The following is a 13,864-nucleotide window of genomic DNA, read 5'->3' as shown; positions in this document are numbered from 1 at the left end:
CAATCGATACTGTCAACATGCCCTAGCGGCGGTAAGAGCAGAGGGCTAGTATGAGCCGCACCCACGTCAGCCAGGAGGTAAACCATGTCGGCCAAACAGAAGCCTGTAAATACCCCGTTGCATTTGCTCCAACAACTTTCGGGCAGCCTGCTCGAACATTTGGAAAGCGCCTGTTCACAAGCCTTGGCTGATGCTGAGAAGTTGCTCGCCAAGCTTGAAAAACAACGCGGCAAAGCTCAGGAAAAACTGCACAAATCCCGCACCAAACTGCAAGGCGCAGCGACCGCTGGCAAAGCCAAGGCACAAGCCAAGGCCAAGGACGCCGTCAAAGAACTTGAGGACTTGCTCGACGCCCTCAAGGATCGTCAATCCGAAACCCGCACCTACATTTCCCAACTCAAGCGTGATGCTTCCGAGAGCCTGAAATTGGCCCAGGGTGTTGGTCGTGTGAAGGAAGCTGTAGGCAAAGTGCTGAGCACCCGTGCTCCGGCTAAGGCCGTTGCAGCCAGCGCAGCGAAGAAGCCAGCCAGCAAAGCAGTCGCCGCCAAGGCACCTGCGAAAGCTGCGGCCAAGCCTGCGGCAAAAGCACCGGCTAAATCGGCTGCCAAACCAGCGGCTAAAACTGCTGCTGCAAAACCAGCTGCCAAGCCAGCTGCTAAAACCGCTGCTGCAAAACCAGCTGCCAAACCAGCCGCTAAAACCGCTGCTGCAAAACCAGCTGCCAAACCAGCCGCTAAAACCGCTGCTGCAAAACCAGCCGCCAAGCCAGCTGCTAAAACCGCTGCTGCAAAACCAGCCGCCAAGCCAGCTGCTAAAACCGCTGCTGCAAAACCAGCTGCCAAGCCAGCTGCTAAAACCGCTGCTGCGAAACCAGCCGCGAAGCCAGCTGCTAAAACCGCTGCTGCGAAACCAGCTGCGAAGCCAGCCGCTAAACCCGCTGCTGCAAAACCTGCCGCGAAGCCAGCTGCTAAAACTGCTGCTGCAAAACCAGCTGCGAAGCCAGCCGCTAAACCTGCTGCTGCAAAACCAGCTGCCAAGCCAGCCGCTAAAACTGCTGCTGCAAAACCAGCTGCGAAGCCAGCCGCTAAACCTGCTGCTGCAAAACCAGCCGCGAAGCCGGCCGCTAAACCTGCTGCTGCGAAACCAGCTGCCAAGCCGGCCGCCAAACCTGCTGCTGCCAAACCAGCCGCTAAACCTGCCGCCGCCAAGCCAGCACCAGCCAAACCAGCTACTCCAGCTGCGAAGCCTGCGACCCCGGCTGCACCTGCTGCCAGCACCACAGCGCCAACCGCTCCGGCCAGCAGCACGCCTGCACCGGCAGCGCCAAGCGTCACCCCAACCAGCGCTTCCTAAGTGCCGGTAACCGCGGCGCGCAGCTGATGCAGCGCGTCGTGGTCAAGGTTGGCGGCTTCGGCCGCCAGTCCTTCAACCCATGCTTGATGATTCACCTCGGCCATCGGCCAACGCTGCGCCACACCTTCCAGGCGTGATAGCAGCAGCCTTTCTGCATCCAATTCCAAAGCCTTGACCCGCTCCCGTAACGCTCCCAGCTCAGCATCCTGCTGCGCCATGGCCCGCCATTGCGTGCGTACTTGCCGCAGCGGCTCGACCACCTCCGCCTGCCACGGCCCGGCGATCTGCCGCAGTGCCTGCAAGCGCGACGTTTCCGGCGCCACACCCCGCTGCTCCAGCCACAACCCGCACAACACCAGGCACACATCAGCCCCTTGCGCCTGCAAGCGCAGGCACGCGTCCTCGACGCCCGGGCGGGCGTAAGTCGAGAGGGCAAAGCTCCACAGGTCAGCGCACATATTCACACCCAAGCCAGCGGCCAACGAAGCTGGTAGACTCCGCCGCCATTATGATCCGACTTCAAAGCCTAACATTACAGCGTGGCCCGCAACGTCTTCTCGAAGACGCCGAGCTGACCCTGCACGCCGGTCACAAAGCCGGCCTGATCGGTGCCAACGGCGCCGGCAAATCCACGTTGTTCGCCTTGCTGCTGGGTGAGCTGACTCCCGACTCCGGGGATTGTCTGCTGCCGGCCGACTGGCGCATCGCCCATATGCGCCAGGAGATCGACACCCTCGACCGCATTGCGATCGACTACGTGCTCGATGGCGACCTGCGCCTGCGCCAGGTGCAACACGACCTCGCCGAGGCCGAGAAAGCCCAGGACGGCGCCGCACAGGCCCGCCTGCACTCGGAACTGGACAGCGCCGACGGCTACACCGCCGACGCGCGTGCGCGCAAGATGCTTGCCGGCCTTGGCTTTACCAACGAACAGATGGACCGCCCGGTCGCCGACTTCTCCGGTGGCTGGCGCATGCGCCTGAACCTGGCCCAGGCGCTGATGTGCCCCTCGGACCTGTTGCTGCTCGATGAACCGACCAACCACCTGGACCTCGATGCGATCCTGTGGCTGGAAGACTTCCTGAAAAGCTACCCGGGCACCTTGCTGCTGATTTCCCACGACCGGGATTTCCTCGACGCCGTGGTGGACAACATTGCCCACGTCGACCAGAAGAAAATCACCCTGTACCGCGGCGGCTACAGCGCCTTCGAACGCGCCCGTGCCGAACGCCTGGCCCAGCAACAGCAGGCCTACGAGAAGCAGCAGGCGCAGCGCGCGCACATGGAAAGCTACATCGCCCGGTTCAAGGCCCAGGCCACCAAGGCCCGTCAGGCCCAGAGCCGGATCAAGGCCCTGGAGCGCATGGAAGAACTGTCGGCGGCCCACGTCGATTCACCGTTCGACTTTGTGTTCCGCGAATCGGTGAAAATCTCCAGCCCGCTGCTGGACCTTTCCGATGCCCGCCTGGGCTATGGCGACAAGACCATCCTCGAGAAGGTCAAGTTGCAGCTCACCCCTGGCGCGCGGATCGGCCTGCTCGGCCCCAACGGCGCGGGCAAGTCGACCTTGATCAAAAACCTCTCGGGCGAATTGCAGCCCCTGGCCGGTCGCCTGGTGCGCGGTGAGAACCTGGTGGTGGGCTACTTCGCCCAGCACCAGCTGGACTCCCTCGACGCCAAGGCCAGCCCGCTGCTGCACCTGCAGCGCCTGGCGCCGACCGAACGCGAACAGACCCTGCGGGACTTCCTCGGTGGTTTCGACTTCCGTGGTGCGCGCATCGACGAGCCGGTGCTGAATTTCTCCGGTGGCGAAAAGGCCCGCCTGGCCCTGGCCCTGATCGCCTGGGACCGGCCAAACCTGTTGCTGCTCGACGAACCGACCAACCACCTCGACCTGGAAATGCGCCTGGCGTTGACCATGGCCCTGCAGGAATTCAGCGGCGCGGTACTGGTGGTGTCTCACGATCGCCACCTGCTCAAGAGCACCACGGATAACTTCCTGCTGGTGGCTGACGGCAAGGTCGAGGAATTCGACGGCGACCTGGAAGACTATGCCCGTTGGCTGTCGGACTACCGCCTGCGCAACGCGCCGGTCAGCAACACGCCGGTCAACCCGGACAAGACCGACAAGAAGGCCCAGCGCCAGGCCGCGGCTGCATTGCGTCAGCAACTGGCCCCGCACAAGCGTGAAGCGGACAAGCTGGAAGCCGAATTGGGCAAGATCCACGAGAAGCTGGCGAAGATCGAAACCAGCCTGGGTGACAGCGCCGTCTACGAGCCGGCCCGCAAGGATGAATTGCGCGACCTGCTGGCTGAACAGGCCAAGCTCAAGGTAAGTGAAGCGCAGTTGGAGGAGACCTGGATGGAAGCCCTCGAACTGCTGGAATCCTTGCAAGCGGAGCTGGAGGCGCTGTCCTGATGGAAGCGCTGCAACTGCCGCTGCCGGCCCAATGGATCGCGCCGGTCTGGGTGGCCGTACAGATTCTGCTGATCCTGCTGGCCGGCTATCTCGCCCAGCGTTTCGTCGCCAAATGCCTGAACCGCCTGGGGGAACGTTATCCGTTCCCGCCGCAGTTGCTGATGCCGCTGCGCGGCGGCCTGCGCTGGCTGATCATGGGCAGCGCGCTGATCTTCGTGCTGGAGCGCCTGGGCGTCTCTGCCACGGTGTTGTGGACAGCGTTGTCGGGTTTTGTGGCGGTGGCCGCGGTGGCGTTCTTCGCCATGTGGTCGGTGTTGTCCAACCTGCTGTGCGCCATCCTGATCTTCACCGTCGGGCCGTTCCGCCTGGGCGATGTGGTCGAGTTGGTGGACACCGTCGACAAGCCCGGCGTCAAAGGCCGGGTGGTGGCGATCAACCTGCTCTACACCACGCTGATCGAAGTGGAAGAGGCCGGTACCGGCAGTGTCATGGTGCAAGTGCCCAACAGCCTGTTCTTCCAGCGCTCGGTGCGCCGTTGGCGCGGCAGCGACGTGCTGCCTTAACCTGTGGCGAGGGAGCTTGCTGTGGCGAGGGAGCTTGCTCCCGCTGGGCTGCGTAGCAGCCCCAAAAAAAGCCGGGAGCGCTACGCACTCCAGCGGGAGCAAGCTCCCTCGCCACAGCAAGCCCCCTCGCCACAAAGGCGCACCCCAAAATTTTTCTAGCCATTTCTCGGCCGGCAGCGTTAGTTTAGAAACATTCAGCAAACTCAGCTCTGAGGTGTGTAATGGCGCTCGACACATGGCTGGCCTTTTTCCTGGCCAGTTGGATCATCAGTCTCTCTCCTGGCGCCGGCGCCATTGCGTCGATGTCCAGCGGCCTGCAATACGGTTTCCTGCGTGGTTACTGGAATGCCCTGGGCCTGCAATTGGGCCTGGCGATGCAGATTGCCGTGGTCGCCGGTGGCCTGGGGGCGATTCTTGCCGCATCCTCCACCGCGTTTTATGCGATCAAATGGTTTGGCGTAGCGTACCTGGTGTACCTGGCCATCAAGCAATGGCGCGCGCTGCCAACCGACCTGAGCGATGACGCGGCGATTCGCCCGATCGGCAAGCCGATGGCGATGATGTTCCGCGGGTTCCTGGTCAACGCCAGCAACCCCAAGGCCCTGGTGTTCATGCTGGCGGTGCTGCCGCAGTTCGTGAACCCGCAGGCGCCGCTGCTGAACCAATACCTGATCCTGGGTGCGACAATGATCTGCGTGGACATGATCGTGATGGCCGGCTACACCGGGCTGGCGTCGAAAGTGTTGCGCCTGTTGCGCACACCGAAGCAGCAGAAACGCATGAACCGTACGTTTGCTGGCTTGTTCGTTGGGGCGGCGGGGTTCCTGGCCAGCTTGCATCGCGCAACGGCTTAACTGACGAAACCGGATCAAAAATGTGGGAGCGGGCTTGCTCGCGAATGCGCAGTGTCAGTCACCAGATGTATTGACTGACCCACCGCATTCGCGAGCAAGCCCGCTCCCACATTGGTTTTATGTCGGTAGCGGGATTTTCGTTCAGCGCAGGATCTTCGGCGCTTCATCCCGTGGCAGGTTATTGCGCAATGCAGGCTGTCCAGGTGCTTCCTGATAACCACCGCCGAGTTGTTCGGCCAACTGCCGCGCCACATCCTCGCCCAACGCCTTCGACACTTCCCGCACCACGCGAGGCCGGTTCAGGCTCACGCGCACGTCACGGTTGTTCACCAGCTTGGTGTCCTGGCCTTCGCCCATGGCGGTAAACGCCGAGGTGATCTCAAAGGTGCGGGTGTTGATCAGGCTGAAATCCGCCACCAGCGTCAGGCCCAGCACCGCCGAGTAGCTGTTGGTGTGGTCCAGCGCGTTGATGTCCTGGGTGAAGTCGATGTCCGACAAGGTGCCGAACAGCACGTAGTCCGCACCCTTGAAGTTACCGGCCTTGATCCGCTTGATCACGTCATACACATCGCCCTTTGCGTCTGCGGTGTAAGGCGTGCCCTGCACCAGCTGGAACTGCCGCGACTTGAGGATTTCCCCCTTGATGTCGCCGCTGAACTTGCGCAGCTCGGTCTGCTCGATGTAGCTGGTACGGCTTTCATACTCGCTGTAGCTCGAGCCGCCGCTGGCGTTGTAGGCGCTGGCCTGGAAATTGTTGCTGGCCGCGACCTGGTGGATGTACTCCTCCACGCGAGCCTCGTAGGCCAGGTCGGTTACCGCGATCTTCGGTGCGGCCGAGGCGCCAAAGGCGCACAGCAGGCCGATCATGCCGATCCATGCACGCATTGCTCAGCGCTCCGTGGTCTTGCGGATTTCTTTTTCGTCCATCCATTCGGCCAGGCCGCTTTCGACGTCGACCAGTTGCAGGCTGAACTTGTAGAACACGTCCTTGTAGTCCGAGCTGCGCTTGACGATGGAGCTGATGGAGCCTTCCAGGCGGTACTTGGCGGCGACCATGTTGCCGGTCTTGCTGACGGTCGACTTCTTGTACAGGCCGCTCTGGTTCTGCAGCTTCAGCTGGTCGACCTGGCTTTGCATGTCAGTGTTGTCGCTGGCGAAGCGGGCGGTGCCGGTCTTCATCAGCTGGGTCTTGATCGACGTGGTGATCTCGCGGGTATCGATGTACTCGCTGGTCTTGTTCTTCACGTCATACACCTGCACCACCGGGCGGCCTTGCAGGATGCCGGACTGGGCCAGGGAGCGGGTCATGCTTTCGGCGATCATCTGCAGGTCGGTGGAGCCGAACTCGTTGGTCACCAGTTCCACGGCCTTGCTGTCGCCGTAGCTGATGTTTTTACCGCCCAGGACTGGCGAGGTGTTGGCGCAGCCGCTGGCCAGGACGGCCACCACGGCGAGGAACGAGAAGCGTGCAAACATGGGGATGTCTCTCTAAAACTGAATGAGTGGGTGGATCAAGGCGTCTTCACTTCAAGGCGGAAGTCGGCAGCCTGGGGCAGGTTGGCGATGGCCGGCAGGAAGGTCGCCTGGTTTGCGTAGAGGTTCAGCACCTTCCAGGTCTCTTCATCACCCACCGGGAAACCGTCGGCACCCAGCCACGCGAAGCGGTAATACATCATTTGGTTGCTGCTGGTGATGTTGCTCAACTGCACCTTGGCGGTCAGGAAGCCGTTTTCCCGGGCGACCCGGATGGCGCCGACGGCGATGCCCTTGAACTTGCCCATCACCACGATCTTGCTCGCGGCGCTTCCGGGTTCCGGCGGTGGCGGGGTGGCGCAACCGGCCAGCAGGACCAGCGCCAGGGCGCCGAGGATGAAATGACGCATAGCGTGCTCCTTAAGGTTGTTTGAGAGTGGCGACGGCCTGGGGCGGATTGTTCTGCACCACGTGGGCTGCAAGACCGCCGGCGAAGACCTGGTTGCCGACCACGCGCAGGGTGATCACCTGGTAGCGCTGATCGGCCTTGACCGTCACCAGCGTGCCGCCCAGGGCGTTGGGCAGGCTGACCTGGTGCTCGCCGTGCTTGAGGCGCAGGCGTGTCACCTGGGTCATGTCCGGCAGGGTGCGCCAGGTGCGGGTGTCGGCGCCTTCGGTGACGGCCGAGGCAATACCGAGTACCAGGCCCGCCATCGGGTTGGTCTTGTTCAGGTTGTTCTGGGTGATGCCGCGAGTGACGGCGCGCACGGTGGTGCGCAGGATGATCCCCGGCATGTCATCCCGCAGGGCGCGGCGGGACATGGCGGTGGTGCTGTTGAGGGCAGTGAGGTTCTGTTGCCGGCCGTCGACACCGATCTGGGCGAAGGGCGCGGTCGAGGTGTCGGGCTTGATCACCGGGAACGACAGTGGCGTGATCACCAGGTGGCCGTCGATGGGGATCGGCAACGGCAGGCGAATCGAGTCGCGGGCCGGCGCCAGGCCGCTTTGCACCACGATCAGCACGTCAGTCTCGTCCGCACCGACCTTGGATTTGTCCAGGTCGAGCAGGGCCTGTTCCAGCAGCGGTGTGTTGGGGCGCAGTTCGGCGGCCTTGCGATAACCCGGTGCGGCCAGGTCTTTTTCGCCCAGGGCTTCGTAGACGAAGCCGGCCAGGTAGTGGCTGAAAGCGCTCTGGTAGCTGTTCTTCAGGCCTACCACTTCAGGGGCGTTGAGGCTTTCCACCGGGTAGCCGCGCAGGTCCTTGAACTGGGTCGCGATGCCCTGGCGCTCGGCCTCGTTTTCGCTCTTGAGGTATTCCTTGTCCCGCAGGTCCGCAATCACCGCTTCGCGTTCGTGGGTCTTCTTGATCTCGGTGCGGGCACCGTCGAAGTCATTCAGCGCCAGCAGGTTGAGGGCCATCTGGGTGGTCAGCATGACCTTTTCGTAGTCGTAGCCTTCGTAACGGCGGACCTTGTCATTGACCAGGAAGGCGCCGAACTGCGCGAGGTACTTGTCGGTGTCGAACTTGACCGACTCTTCCCACTTGTAGACTTGCAGGTCGGCGCTGCGCCAGGCGACCTGGCTGCCGGTCAGGTCGCCCTTGGCGCGCAGCAACTCACCCTTTTCGAAGTAGTAGAGAAGGTCCTTGTCGTCGCCGGTGTTGTTCTTCTCAAGCAGCGTCAGCGCGGCGTCGACGTTGCCGGTGGCCAACTGCTGATTGGTGGCTTGCAGCTCGGTGTCGTAGCTGCGAAACATCGAACAACCGGACAGCAAGGTCACTGCCGCGAGCGCGAGCGAGGTAAAGGCGCGAGATGCCATCGAAGAGCTTCTTCCCTGAACGTAATCGGCCGAATGTGCTGGTCGGGCCGAATCACCAATGGCAGGAAGGCGTTGCATCCTGCCAATTCCTCATAAAAAGAGGAGCGAAAATGCCATTTCGCAATAACGAAGGCGCGGCATTATAAGCCCGATTACTGGCAAAACAATGGCCTTTTGGATCCATTTTCCGGTAACGAGGCCATCATCCGCCTCTTGGTAAACCCAGGCCCACATCACTTACAACTTGAGTCAAACCCCGTAAGGTTTGACAATGTGTTACTTCGTATTTCCATTTGAGATCCATTCATGATTGCCCCCTTCCGTTTTCTTGCCTGGCTGGTGCTGCCGGCGTTGATGTCGTGCAGCTTCAACCTGCTGGCTGCAACTGCCGAGGGCGCGCCCCAAGCCCTGCATTTACTGGATTACATCGGTGCGGACTACCCGCCGACGGTGGAGGCGGGCAAGGTTATCGATGATTCCGAATACCGTGAACAGGTAGAGTTTCTCGGGGTGTTGCAGGGGCTTGTGGCCGATCTACCGGAAAAGCCCGAGCGCGCCGAACTGATCAAAGGCGTGGATGAACTGCTGGCCGCCGTAACGGCCCATCAGGACGGCGCGGTGGTTGCGCACCAGGCCCGGCAATTGGGCGCCAAGTTGGCAGTGGCCTATGAAGTCAGCCAGGCCCCGGCCATTACCCCCGATCCGACGCGCGGTGCGCCGCTGTACGCGCAGAACTGCTCGGTGTGCCACGGCGCCACAGGCGCCGGCGATGGCCCCGCAAGCGTGGGCATGACGCCGCCGCCCGCCAACCTGCGGGACGCTGCACGCCTCGATCGCTTGAGCCTCTACGCGATCTACAACACCCTGGGTCTGGGCGTGGAAGGCACCGACATGCCGTCGTTTGCCGATCAACTGGACGACCGCCAGCGCTGGGACCTGGCGACCTATATCGCCGGCTTCACCGCCGACCCGGCTGCCGCGAACAGTGAAAAGTCCTTCAACCTCGCCGACCTCGCGCGCCAGACCCCCAACGAAGTGCTGGCTGCCGAAGGTTCCGGCGCAGTTGCCACCTTCCGCGCCCAGCGCGCCCAACCGCCGCAGGTCAAGCGTGGCCCGGCGCAGTTGCTTGATTACACCGCGGCCACCCTCGACAAAAGCCTCGCCGCGTTCCGCAATGGCGAGCACGAGCAGGCCTACGACCTGTCGGTAGCGGCTTACCTGGAAGGTTTCGAGCTGGTTGAAAGCTCCCTCGATAACGTTGATGCCAACGTGCGCAAGGACACCGAAAAGGCCCTGATGGCCTACCGGCAGTCATTGCAGGACGGCTTGCCGATCGAGCAAGTGCAGCAGCGCCTGGATGTGGCCAAGGGCAAGCTCACCGAGTCCGCCGGCCTGCTGGGCAGCGATGGCTTGAGCTGGTCCCTGAGCTACATCTCCGGTTTGCTGATCCTGCTGCGCGAAGGCCTGGAAGCGATCCTGGTGTTGGCGGCGATTCTCGCGTTCCTGCGTAACACCGGCCAGCAATCGGCGGTGCGCAGCGTCAACGTCGGCTGGGGCCTGGCGCTGTTGGCCGGCTTGGCGACGTGGGCGTTGGCGGCTTATGTGATCGACGTCAGCGGCGCCCAGCGCGAGTTGCTGGAAGGCTGCACGGCGCTGTTTGCCAGCGTGATGGTGCTGTGGCTCGGGGTGTGGATGCACGACCGCCGTCACGCGGCCGCCTGGCAGGACTACATCAAGAGCAGCCTGGTAGGCGGTGGCGGGCGCTTCGGTTTTGCGATGCTGGCGTTCTTCTCGGTGTACCGCGAGCTGTTCGAAGTGATCCTGTTCTACGAAACCCTGTGGTTGCAGGCCGGCCCTGCCGGGCACAACGCGGTATTGGCCGGTGGCGCCACGGCGCTGGTGCTGTTGGTGGGCCTGGCCTGGGTGATTCTGCGGGGCTCGGCGAAACTGCCGCTGGCGCTGTTCTTCGGCATAAACGCGGTGTTGCTGTGCGCGCTGTCGGTGGTATTCGCCGGGCATGGCGTCAAGGCGTTGCAGGAAGCCGGGATCTTCGGCACCCGGCCGGTGGCGTTCTTTGACTTCGACTGGCTGGGCATTCACGCCGATGCCTATTCCCTGAGCGCCCAGGCCGTGGCGATCCTGGCGATTGTGGTGCTGTACGGTCGCAGCCGGCTCGCTGAAAAGCGCCGGGTGGTGGCTTAACCATGCGCGTGTGGATCGATGCAGACGCCTGCCCCCGGGCGGCCAAGGATCAGGTGGTGAAGTTCGCCCTCAAGCGCCAGTTCGAAGTGGTGCTGGTGGCCGGGCAGAGCCAGATCAAGCCGAGCTTCTCGTGCGTGAAGTTGATCGTGGTGCCCAGCGGCCCGGACGCGGCCGATGACTACCTGGTGGAGCACGCCGTGCCCGGTGACCTGGTGATCTGCAGCGATGTGCCATTGGCCGACCGCTTGGTGAAGAATGGCGTGGCTGCGCTCGACCCACGAGGCAAGGAGTTCAGCCCGCAGAACATGAGCGAGCGGCTGGCGGTGCGTAACCTGTTCACCGATCTGCGGGAACAGGGCCAGATGGGCGGTGGCCCGCCGCCCCATGGGGACAAGGACAAGCAGGCGTTTGCCAATTCGCTGGATCGGATTCTGACCCGGCTGATGAAGGCCTAATCGTTCTCGTGGGTCAGTTCCAGCACCCGGTCCACCAGCTTGTTGATGCCTGACGCCACTTCGCTGATGCGTTTGCCCAGCATGTAGGCCGGGGTACTCACCAGCTTGCGCGCCTTGTCTTCGACGATGTCGTCGACCGCGCATTCCTGGTGGGTGGCGCCCATCTTGTCCATGGCGGCTGCGGTGTCGGCGTCATTGCCGATGGTGCAGGTCACGCCTGGGCCATAGATCTTCGCTGCCAGCGCCGGCGAGATGCAGATCAGCCCGACGGGCTTGCCCGCTTCGGCAAACGCCTCGGCCAGTTCCAGCACCTGCGGGTTGACGCTGCACCCGGCGCCTTCCACGGCAAAGTTCGACAGGTTCTTCGCCGCGCCAAACCCCCCGGGCACGATCAGTGCGTCGAAATCCTCGGCGTTGGCCTCACGAATGTCCTTCACCTCGCCGCGGGCAATACGCGCCGACTCCACCAGCACATTGCGCGACTCGGGCATCTCCTCGCCCGTCAGGTGGTTGATCACATGCAACTGGGCAATGTTCGGCGCAAAACACTGCACCTCGGCGCCGCGCTGGTCCAGGCGCAGCAGGGTGATCACGCTTTCATGAACCTCGGCACCGTCGTACACGCCACAGCCGGAAAGGATCACTGCAATCTTTTTGCTCATGGGCATTTCTCCTGATTCATGGCGTTAAATGTCTACTCATTTGTCACTCATTGCCAATGGGATATCCAGCCGCTACACCTACTCTAGATGTAACAATAATTGACCGGACTTGCCCATGGACTTCGTCCCTTACGCGGTACCGTTTTTCATTGCCTTGATCGTGGTCGAGCTGCTGGCCGACTACCGGCGCGGCCAACGCAACTACCGGGTGGCCGACGCCATCAACAGCCTCAGCACCGGCGTGCTGTCCACCACCACAGGGCTGCTGACCAAAGGGGTGGGCATCCTCACCTACGCCTTCGCCCTCAAGCACCTGGCGATCATCGAGCTGTCGGCCCAGAGCGTCTGGACCTGGGTGTTCGCCTTTGTGTTCTATGACTTCTGCTACTACTGGCTGCATCGCATGGGCCATGAGCGCAACATCCTCTGGGCCGCGCATTCCGTGCATCACCAGAGCGAGGACTACAATCTCAGCACCGCCTTGCGCCAGACCAGCACCGGCTTCCTGCTGAGCTGGATCTTCTACTTGCCGCTGGCCGTGTTGGGCGTGCCGCTGGTGGTGTTTATCAGCGTGGCGTCCCTCAACCTGCTGTATCAATTCTGGGTGCATACGCGGCATGTGCCGAAGCTCGGCTGGTACGAGTGGTTCTTCGTCACGCCATCCAATCATCGGGCCCACCATGCACAGAACGCTCTCTACATGGATCGCAACTACGGCGGGGTGTTCATTATTTGGGACCGCCTGTTTGGCTCCTTCCAGGAAGAAGACGATAACGAGCCGGTAATCTTTGGCGTGACCACGCCCTTGGCCAGTTGGAACCCGCTATGGGCCAACCTGCAGTTTTATGCGCAGCTGTGGAGTGATGCACGGCGCACCGAAAGTGGGTGGGACAAGCTGCGGATCTGGTTCATGCGCACCGGTTGGCGCCCGGCGGATGTGGCGGCAAAGTACCCGATGGCCAAGCCGGACTTGAGCCAGTTCCGCAAGTTCGAGGTGCCGCTGGATGGGCGCCAACAGATTTACATCGCGCTGCAGTTTGCCGCGTACGTGGGTTTTGGCAGCTACCTGATGAATTTCGGCGAGGGCTTGCCGACCGCTGCCCTGGTGTTGGGCTGGAGCGCGATGGCATTGGGGTTGTTTACCCTGGGGGTGGCGCTGGAGAATCGCCCGTGGGCGTTGAAGGCTGAGCTGGTGCGCCTGGCACTGAATGTGCCTTTGGTGTGGCTGGCGCCGCTGGTGGGGCTGTGGCCGGCCAGCGCGTTGGGCTGGCTGGGCCTGGTCAGTTACAGCTTGCTCAGCGGCATCGGCCTCTACTGTTGCAGAGACCGGCTTACTCGACTGGCGTCGTAGGCTTTTCGGCTTTTTCAGGTTCGCCGGCCGCCAGGCGAACCTTCTCGGCGGCACAGGCTTCGCGGGTCAGGCGGGCGTTCTTGACGCGCCGGCGAATCCACAAGCCCAGGCCCAGCACCAGCAGTGCGCCCAGCACCCACAGCTCGTATTTCTTGACGCTGCCCAGCATGCCTTCCAGTACCGCGCCGAAATGGTAAGCCGCAGCGCCCAGCGCAGCGGCCCACACGGCGGCGCCAATCCCGTTGAGCAACAGGTAGCGGCCCGGCGGGTAGCCCGACAAACCAATGGCCACCGGCATCACCGTGCGCAAACCGTAGACAAACCGGAAGCTCAGCACCCAGATGTCCGGGTGCTTGCGGATATGCTCCAGGGCCTTGTCGCCCAGCAGTTGCCAGCGCGGCTTGCGCGCCAACAGTTTGCGGCCGTGCTTGCGTCCCAGGAAGTACCACAACTGGTCGCCGGCGTAGCTGCCGAAAAAGGCAACGACCACCACCAGGTTGATATCCATGTATCCACGGAACGCCAGGAAGCCTGCGAGAACCAGGATGGTTTCGCCTTCGAAGAAGGTGCCTAGGAACAGCGCAAAGTAGCCGAAGTCATGCAGAAATTGTTGAAGCATGGTCTGGGTGCTGGCGAAATGAACGCGCAGCCTACGCCTTCGTGAACATTCATGAAAGTATCGAGATGTGTCACGAAGTGAACAATTCCTACATA

Annotated in this window: 14 protein-coding genes; 7 read left to right on the top strand and 7 right to left on the bottom strand. The window is 62.4% G+C overall.

The window, feature by feature from the left end:
* Positions 1 to 84: 84 nt before the first annotated feature.
* Positions 85 to 1,353, top strand: a complete 1,269-nt coding sequence (locus QF039_RS28335; RefSeq protein WP_177080593.1) for an AlgP family protein — start codon at positions 85 to 87, stop codon at positions 1,351 to 1,353.
* Here the strand turns inward: QF039_RS28335 and QF039_RS28330 are convergent.
* Positions 1,350 to 1,811 carry a TIGR02444 family protein gene (locus QF039_RS28330; RefSeq protein ID WP_177066872.1) on the bottom strand — a complete coding sequence of 154 codons (462 nt, stop codon included), beginning with the start codon at positions 1,809 to 1,811 and terminating at the stop codon, positions 1,350 to 1,352. The two genes, QF039_RS28335 and QF039_RS28330, sit on opposite strands and share 4 nt — an antisense overlap.
* 50 nt (positions 1,812 to 1,861) lie before the next feature.
* Here QF039_RS28330 and QF039_RS28325 point away from each other — a divergent pair, with 50 nt between their 5' ends.
* From QF039_RS28325 to QF039_RS28315, 3 genes are all read left to right on the top strand, one after another.
* A complete protein-coding gene (locus QF039_RS28325; protein WP_307521835.1) occupies positions 1,862 to 3,772 on the top strand; it encodes an ATP-binding cassette domain-containing protein in 1,911 nt (636 codons plus the stop codon).
* On the top strand, positions 3,772 to 4,335 hold the full coding sequence (locus QF039_RS28320; protein WP_178912011.1) for a mechanosensitive ion channel family protein: 564 nt from the start codon (positions 3,772 to 3,774) through the stop codon (positions 4,333 to 4,335). Before QF039_RS28325 ends, QF039_RS28320 begins: the two co-directional genes overlap by 1 nt.
* A 221-nt stretch (positions 4,336 to 4,556) precedes the next feature.
* Positions 4,557 to 5,189, top strand: coding sequence for a LysE family transporter (locus tag QF039_RS28315; RefSeq protein WP_003208844.1), 633 nt, complete (start codon positions 4,557 to 4,559; stop codon positions 5,187 to 5,189).
* Positions 5,190 to 5,330: 141 nt separating this feature from the next.
* On the opposite strand, the gene QF039_RS28310 is transcribed toward QF039_RS28315, so the two are convergent.
* The 4 genes from QF039_RS28310 to QF039_RS28295 are packed head-to-tail and all read right to left on the bottom strand — an operon-like array spanning position 5,331 to position 8,480.
* Positions 5,331 to 6,074 (bottom strand): hypothetical protein, encoded by a 744-nt coding sequence (locus QF039_RS28310; protein ID WP_008439305.1) that lies wholly within the window; start codon positions 6,072 to 6,074, stop codon positions 5,331 to 5,333.
* Positions 6,075 to 6,077: 3 nt separating this feature from the next.
* Entirely contained in the window at positions 6,078 to 6,665 is a 588-nt protein-coding gene (lpoB, locus tag QF039_RS28305; RefSeq protein WP_003214026.1) for a penicillin-binding protein activator LpoB, read from the bottom strand.
* Positions 6,666 to 6,700: 35 nt separating this feature from the next.
* Positions 6,701 to 7,072 carry a YcfL family protein gene (locus QF039_RS28300; protein WP_008439304.1) on the bottom strand — a complete coding sequence of 124 codons (372 nt, stop codon included), beginning with the start codon at positions 7,070 to 7,072 and terminating at the stop codon, positions 6,701 to 6,703.
* Positions 7,073 to 7,082: 10 nt separating this feature from the next.
* Complete coding sequence (locus QF039_RS28295; RefSeq protein WP_003214023.1) at positions 7,083 to 8,480, bottom strand: COG3014 family protein; 1,398 nt, start codon at positions 8,478 to 8,480, stop codon at positions 7,083 to 7,085.
* A gap of 306 nt (positions 8,481 to 8,786) precedes the next feature.
* Between QF039_RS28295 and QF039_RS28290 the strand changes: the two genes are divergently transcribed.
* The gene (locus tag QF039_RS28290; protein WP_307521828.1) at positions 8,787 to 10,682 is read left to right on the top strand and encodes a cytochrome c/FTR1 family iron permease; all 1,896 of its coding nucleotides are present in this window, start codon (positions 8,787 to 8,789) and stop codon (positions 10,680 to 10,682) included.
* Positions 10,683 to 10,684: 2 nt separating this feature from the next.
* The gene (locus tag QF039_RS28285) at positions 10,685 to 11,137 is read left to right on the top strand and encodes a YaiI/YqxD family protein (RefSeq protein WP_003214020.1); all 453 of its coding nucleotides are present in this window, start codon (positions 10,685 to 10,687) and stop codon (positions 11,135 to 11,137) included.
* Here QF039_RS28285 and elbB read toward each other — a convergent pair.
* Positions 11,134 to 11,799, bottom strand: a complete 666-nt coding sequence (gene elbB, locus QF039_RS28280; protein ID WP_003214018.1) for an isoprenoid biosynthesis glyoxalase ElbB — start codon at positions 11,797 to 11,799, stop codon at positions 11,134 to 11,136. The two genes, QF039_RS28285 and elbB, sit on opposite strands and share 4 nt — an antisense overlap.
* A gap of 115 nt (positions 11,800 to 11,914) precedes the next feature.
* Between elbB and QF039_RS28275 the strand changes: the two genes are divergently transcribed.
* Complete coding sequence (locus QF039_RS28275; protein WP_003214017.1) at positions 11,915 to 13,150, top strand: sterol desaturase family protein; 1,236 nt, start codon at positions 11,915 to 11,917, stop codon at positions 13,148 to 13,150.
* On the opposite strand, the gene QF039_RS28270 is transcribed toward QF039_RS28275, so the two are convergent.
* Positions 13,131 to 13,769 (bottom strand): DedA family protein, encoded by a 639-nt coding sequence (locus QF039_RS28270; protein ID WP_003214015.1) that lies wholly within the window; start codon positions 13,767 to 13,769, stop codon positions 13,131 to 13,133. The genes QF039_RS28275 and QF039_RS28270 overlap by 20 nt on opposite strands.
* Positions 13,770 to 13,864: the final 95 nt, after the last annotated feature.

This window comes from Pseudomonas sp. W2I6, from assembly GCF_030815935.1.
In the GTDB taxonomy this organism is placed as follows: domain Bacteria; phylum Pseudomonadota; class Gammaproteobacteria; order Pseudomonadales; family Pseudomonadaceae; genus Aquipseudomonas.
Note: the sequence above shows the minus strand (reverse complement) of the source record. Positions and strands in the feature narration are given on the sequence as shown.

What these genes read in the sequence shown, in the direction of transcription:
- QF039_RS28310 (WP_008439305.1), bottom strand. Translation starts at nt 6,074, where the DNA reads ATGCGTGCATGGATCGGCATGATCGGCCTGCTGTGCGCCTTTGGCGCC.
- QF039_RS28315 (WP_003208844.1), top strand. Translation starts at nt 4,557, where the DNA reads ATGGCGCTCGACACATGGCTGGCCTTTTTCCTGGCCAGTTGGATCATC.
- QF039_RS28335 (WP_177080593.1), top strand. Translation starts at nt 85, where the DNA reads ATGTCGGCCAAACAGAAGCCTGTAAATACCCCGTTGCATTTGCTCCAA.
- QF039_RS28290 (WP_307521828.1), top strand. Translation starts at nt 8,787, where the DNA reads ATGATTGCCCCCTTCCGTTTTCTTGCCTGGCTGGTGCTGCCGGCGTTG.
- QF039_RS28320 (WP_178912011.1), top strand. Translation starts at nt 3,772, where the DNA reads ATGGAAGCGCTGCAACTGCCGCTGCCGGCCCAATGGATCGCGCCGGTC.
- QF039_RS28300 (WP_008439304.1), bottom strand. Translation starts at nt 7,072, where the DNA reads ATGCGTCATTTCATCCTCGGCGCCCTGGCGCTGGTCCTGCTGGCCGGT.
- QF039_RS28275 (WP_003214017.1), top strand. Translation starts at nt 11,915, where the DNA reads ATGGACTTCGTCCCTTACGCGGTACCGTTTTTCATTGCCTTGATCGTG.
- QF039_RS28285 (WP_003214020.1), top strand. Translation starts at nt 10,685, where the DNA reads ATGCGCGTGTGGATCGATGCAGACGCCTGCCCCCGGGCGGCCAAGGAT.
- QF039_RS28330 (WP_177066872.1), bottom strand. Translation starts at nt 1,811, where the DNA reads ATGTGCGCTGACCTGTGGAGCTTTGCCCTCTCGACTTACGCCCGCCCG.
- QF039_RS28295 (WP_003214023.1), bottom strand. Translation starts at nt 8,480, where the DNA reads ATGGCATCTCGCGCCTTTACCTCGCTCGCGCTCGCGGCAGTGACCTTG.
- lpoB (WP_003214026.1), bottom strand. Translation starts at nt 6,665, where the DNA reads ATGTTTGCACGCTTCTCGTTCCTCGCCGTGGTGGCCGTCCTGGCCAGC.
- elbB (WP_003214018.1), bottom strand. Translation starts at nt 11,799, where the DNA reads ATGAGCAAAAAGATTGCAGTGATCCTTTCCGGCTGTGGCGTGTACGAC.
- QF039_RS28325 (WP_307521835.1), top strand. Translation starts at nt 1,862, where the DNA reads ATGATCCGACTTCAAAGCCTAACATTACAGCGTGGCCCGCAACGTCTT.
- QF039_RS28270 (WP_003214015.1), bottom strand. Translation starts at nt 13,769, where the DNA reads ATGCTTCAACAATTTCTGCATGACTTCGGCTACTTTGCGCTGTTCCTA.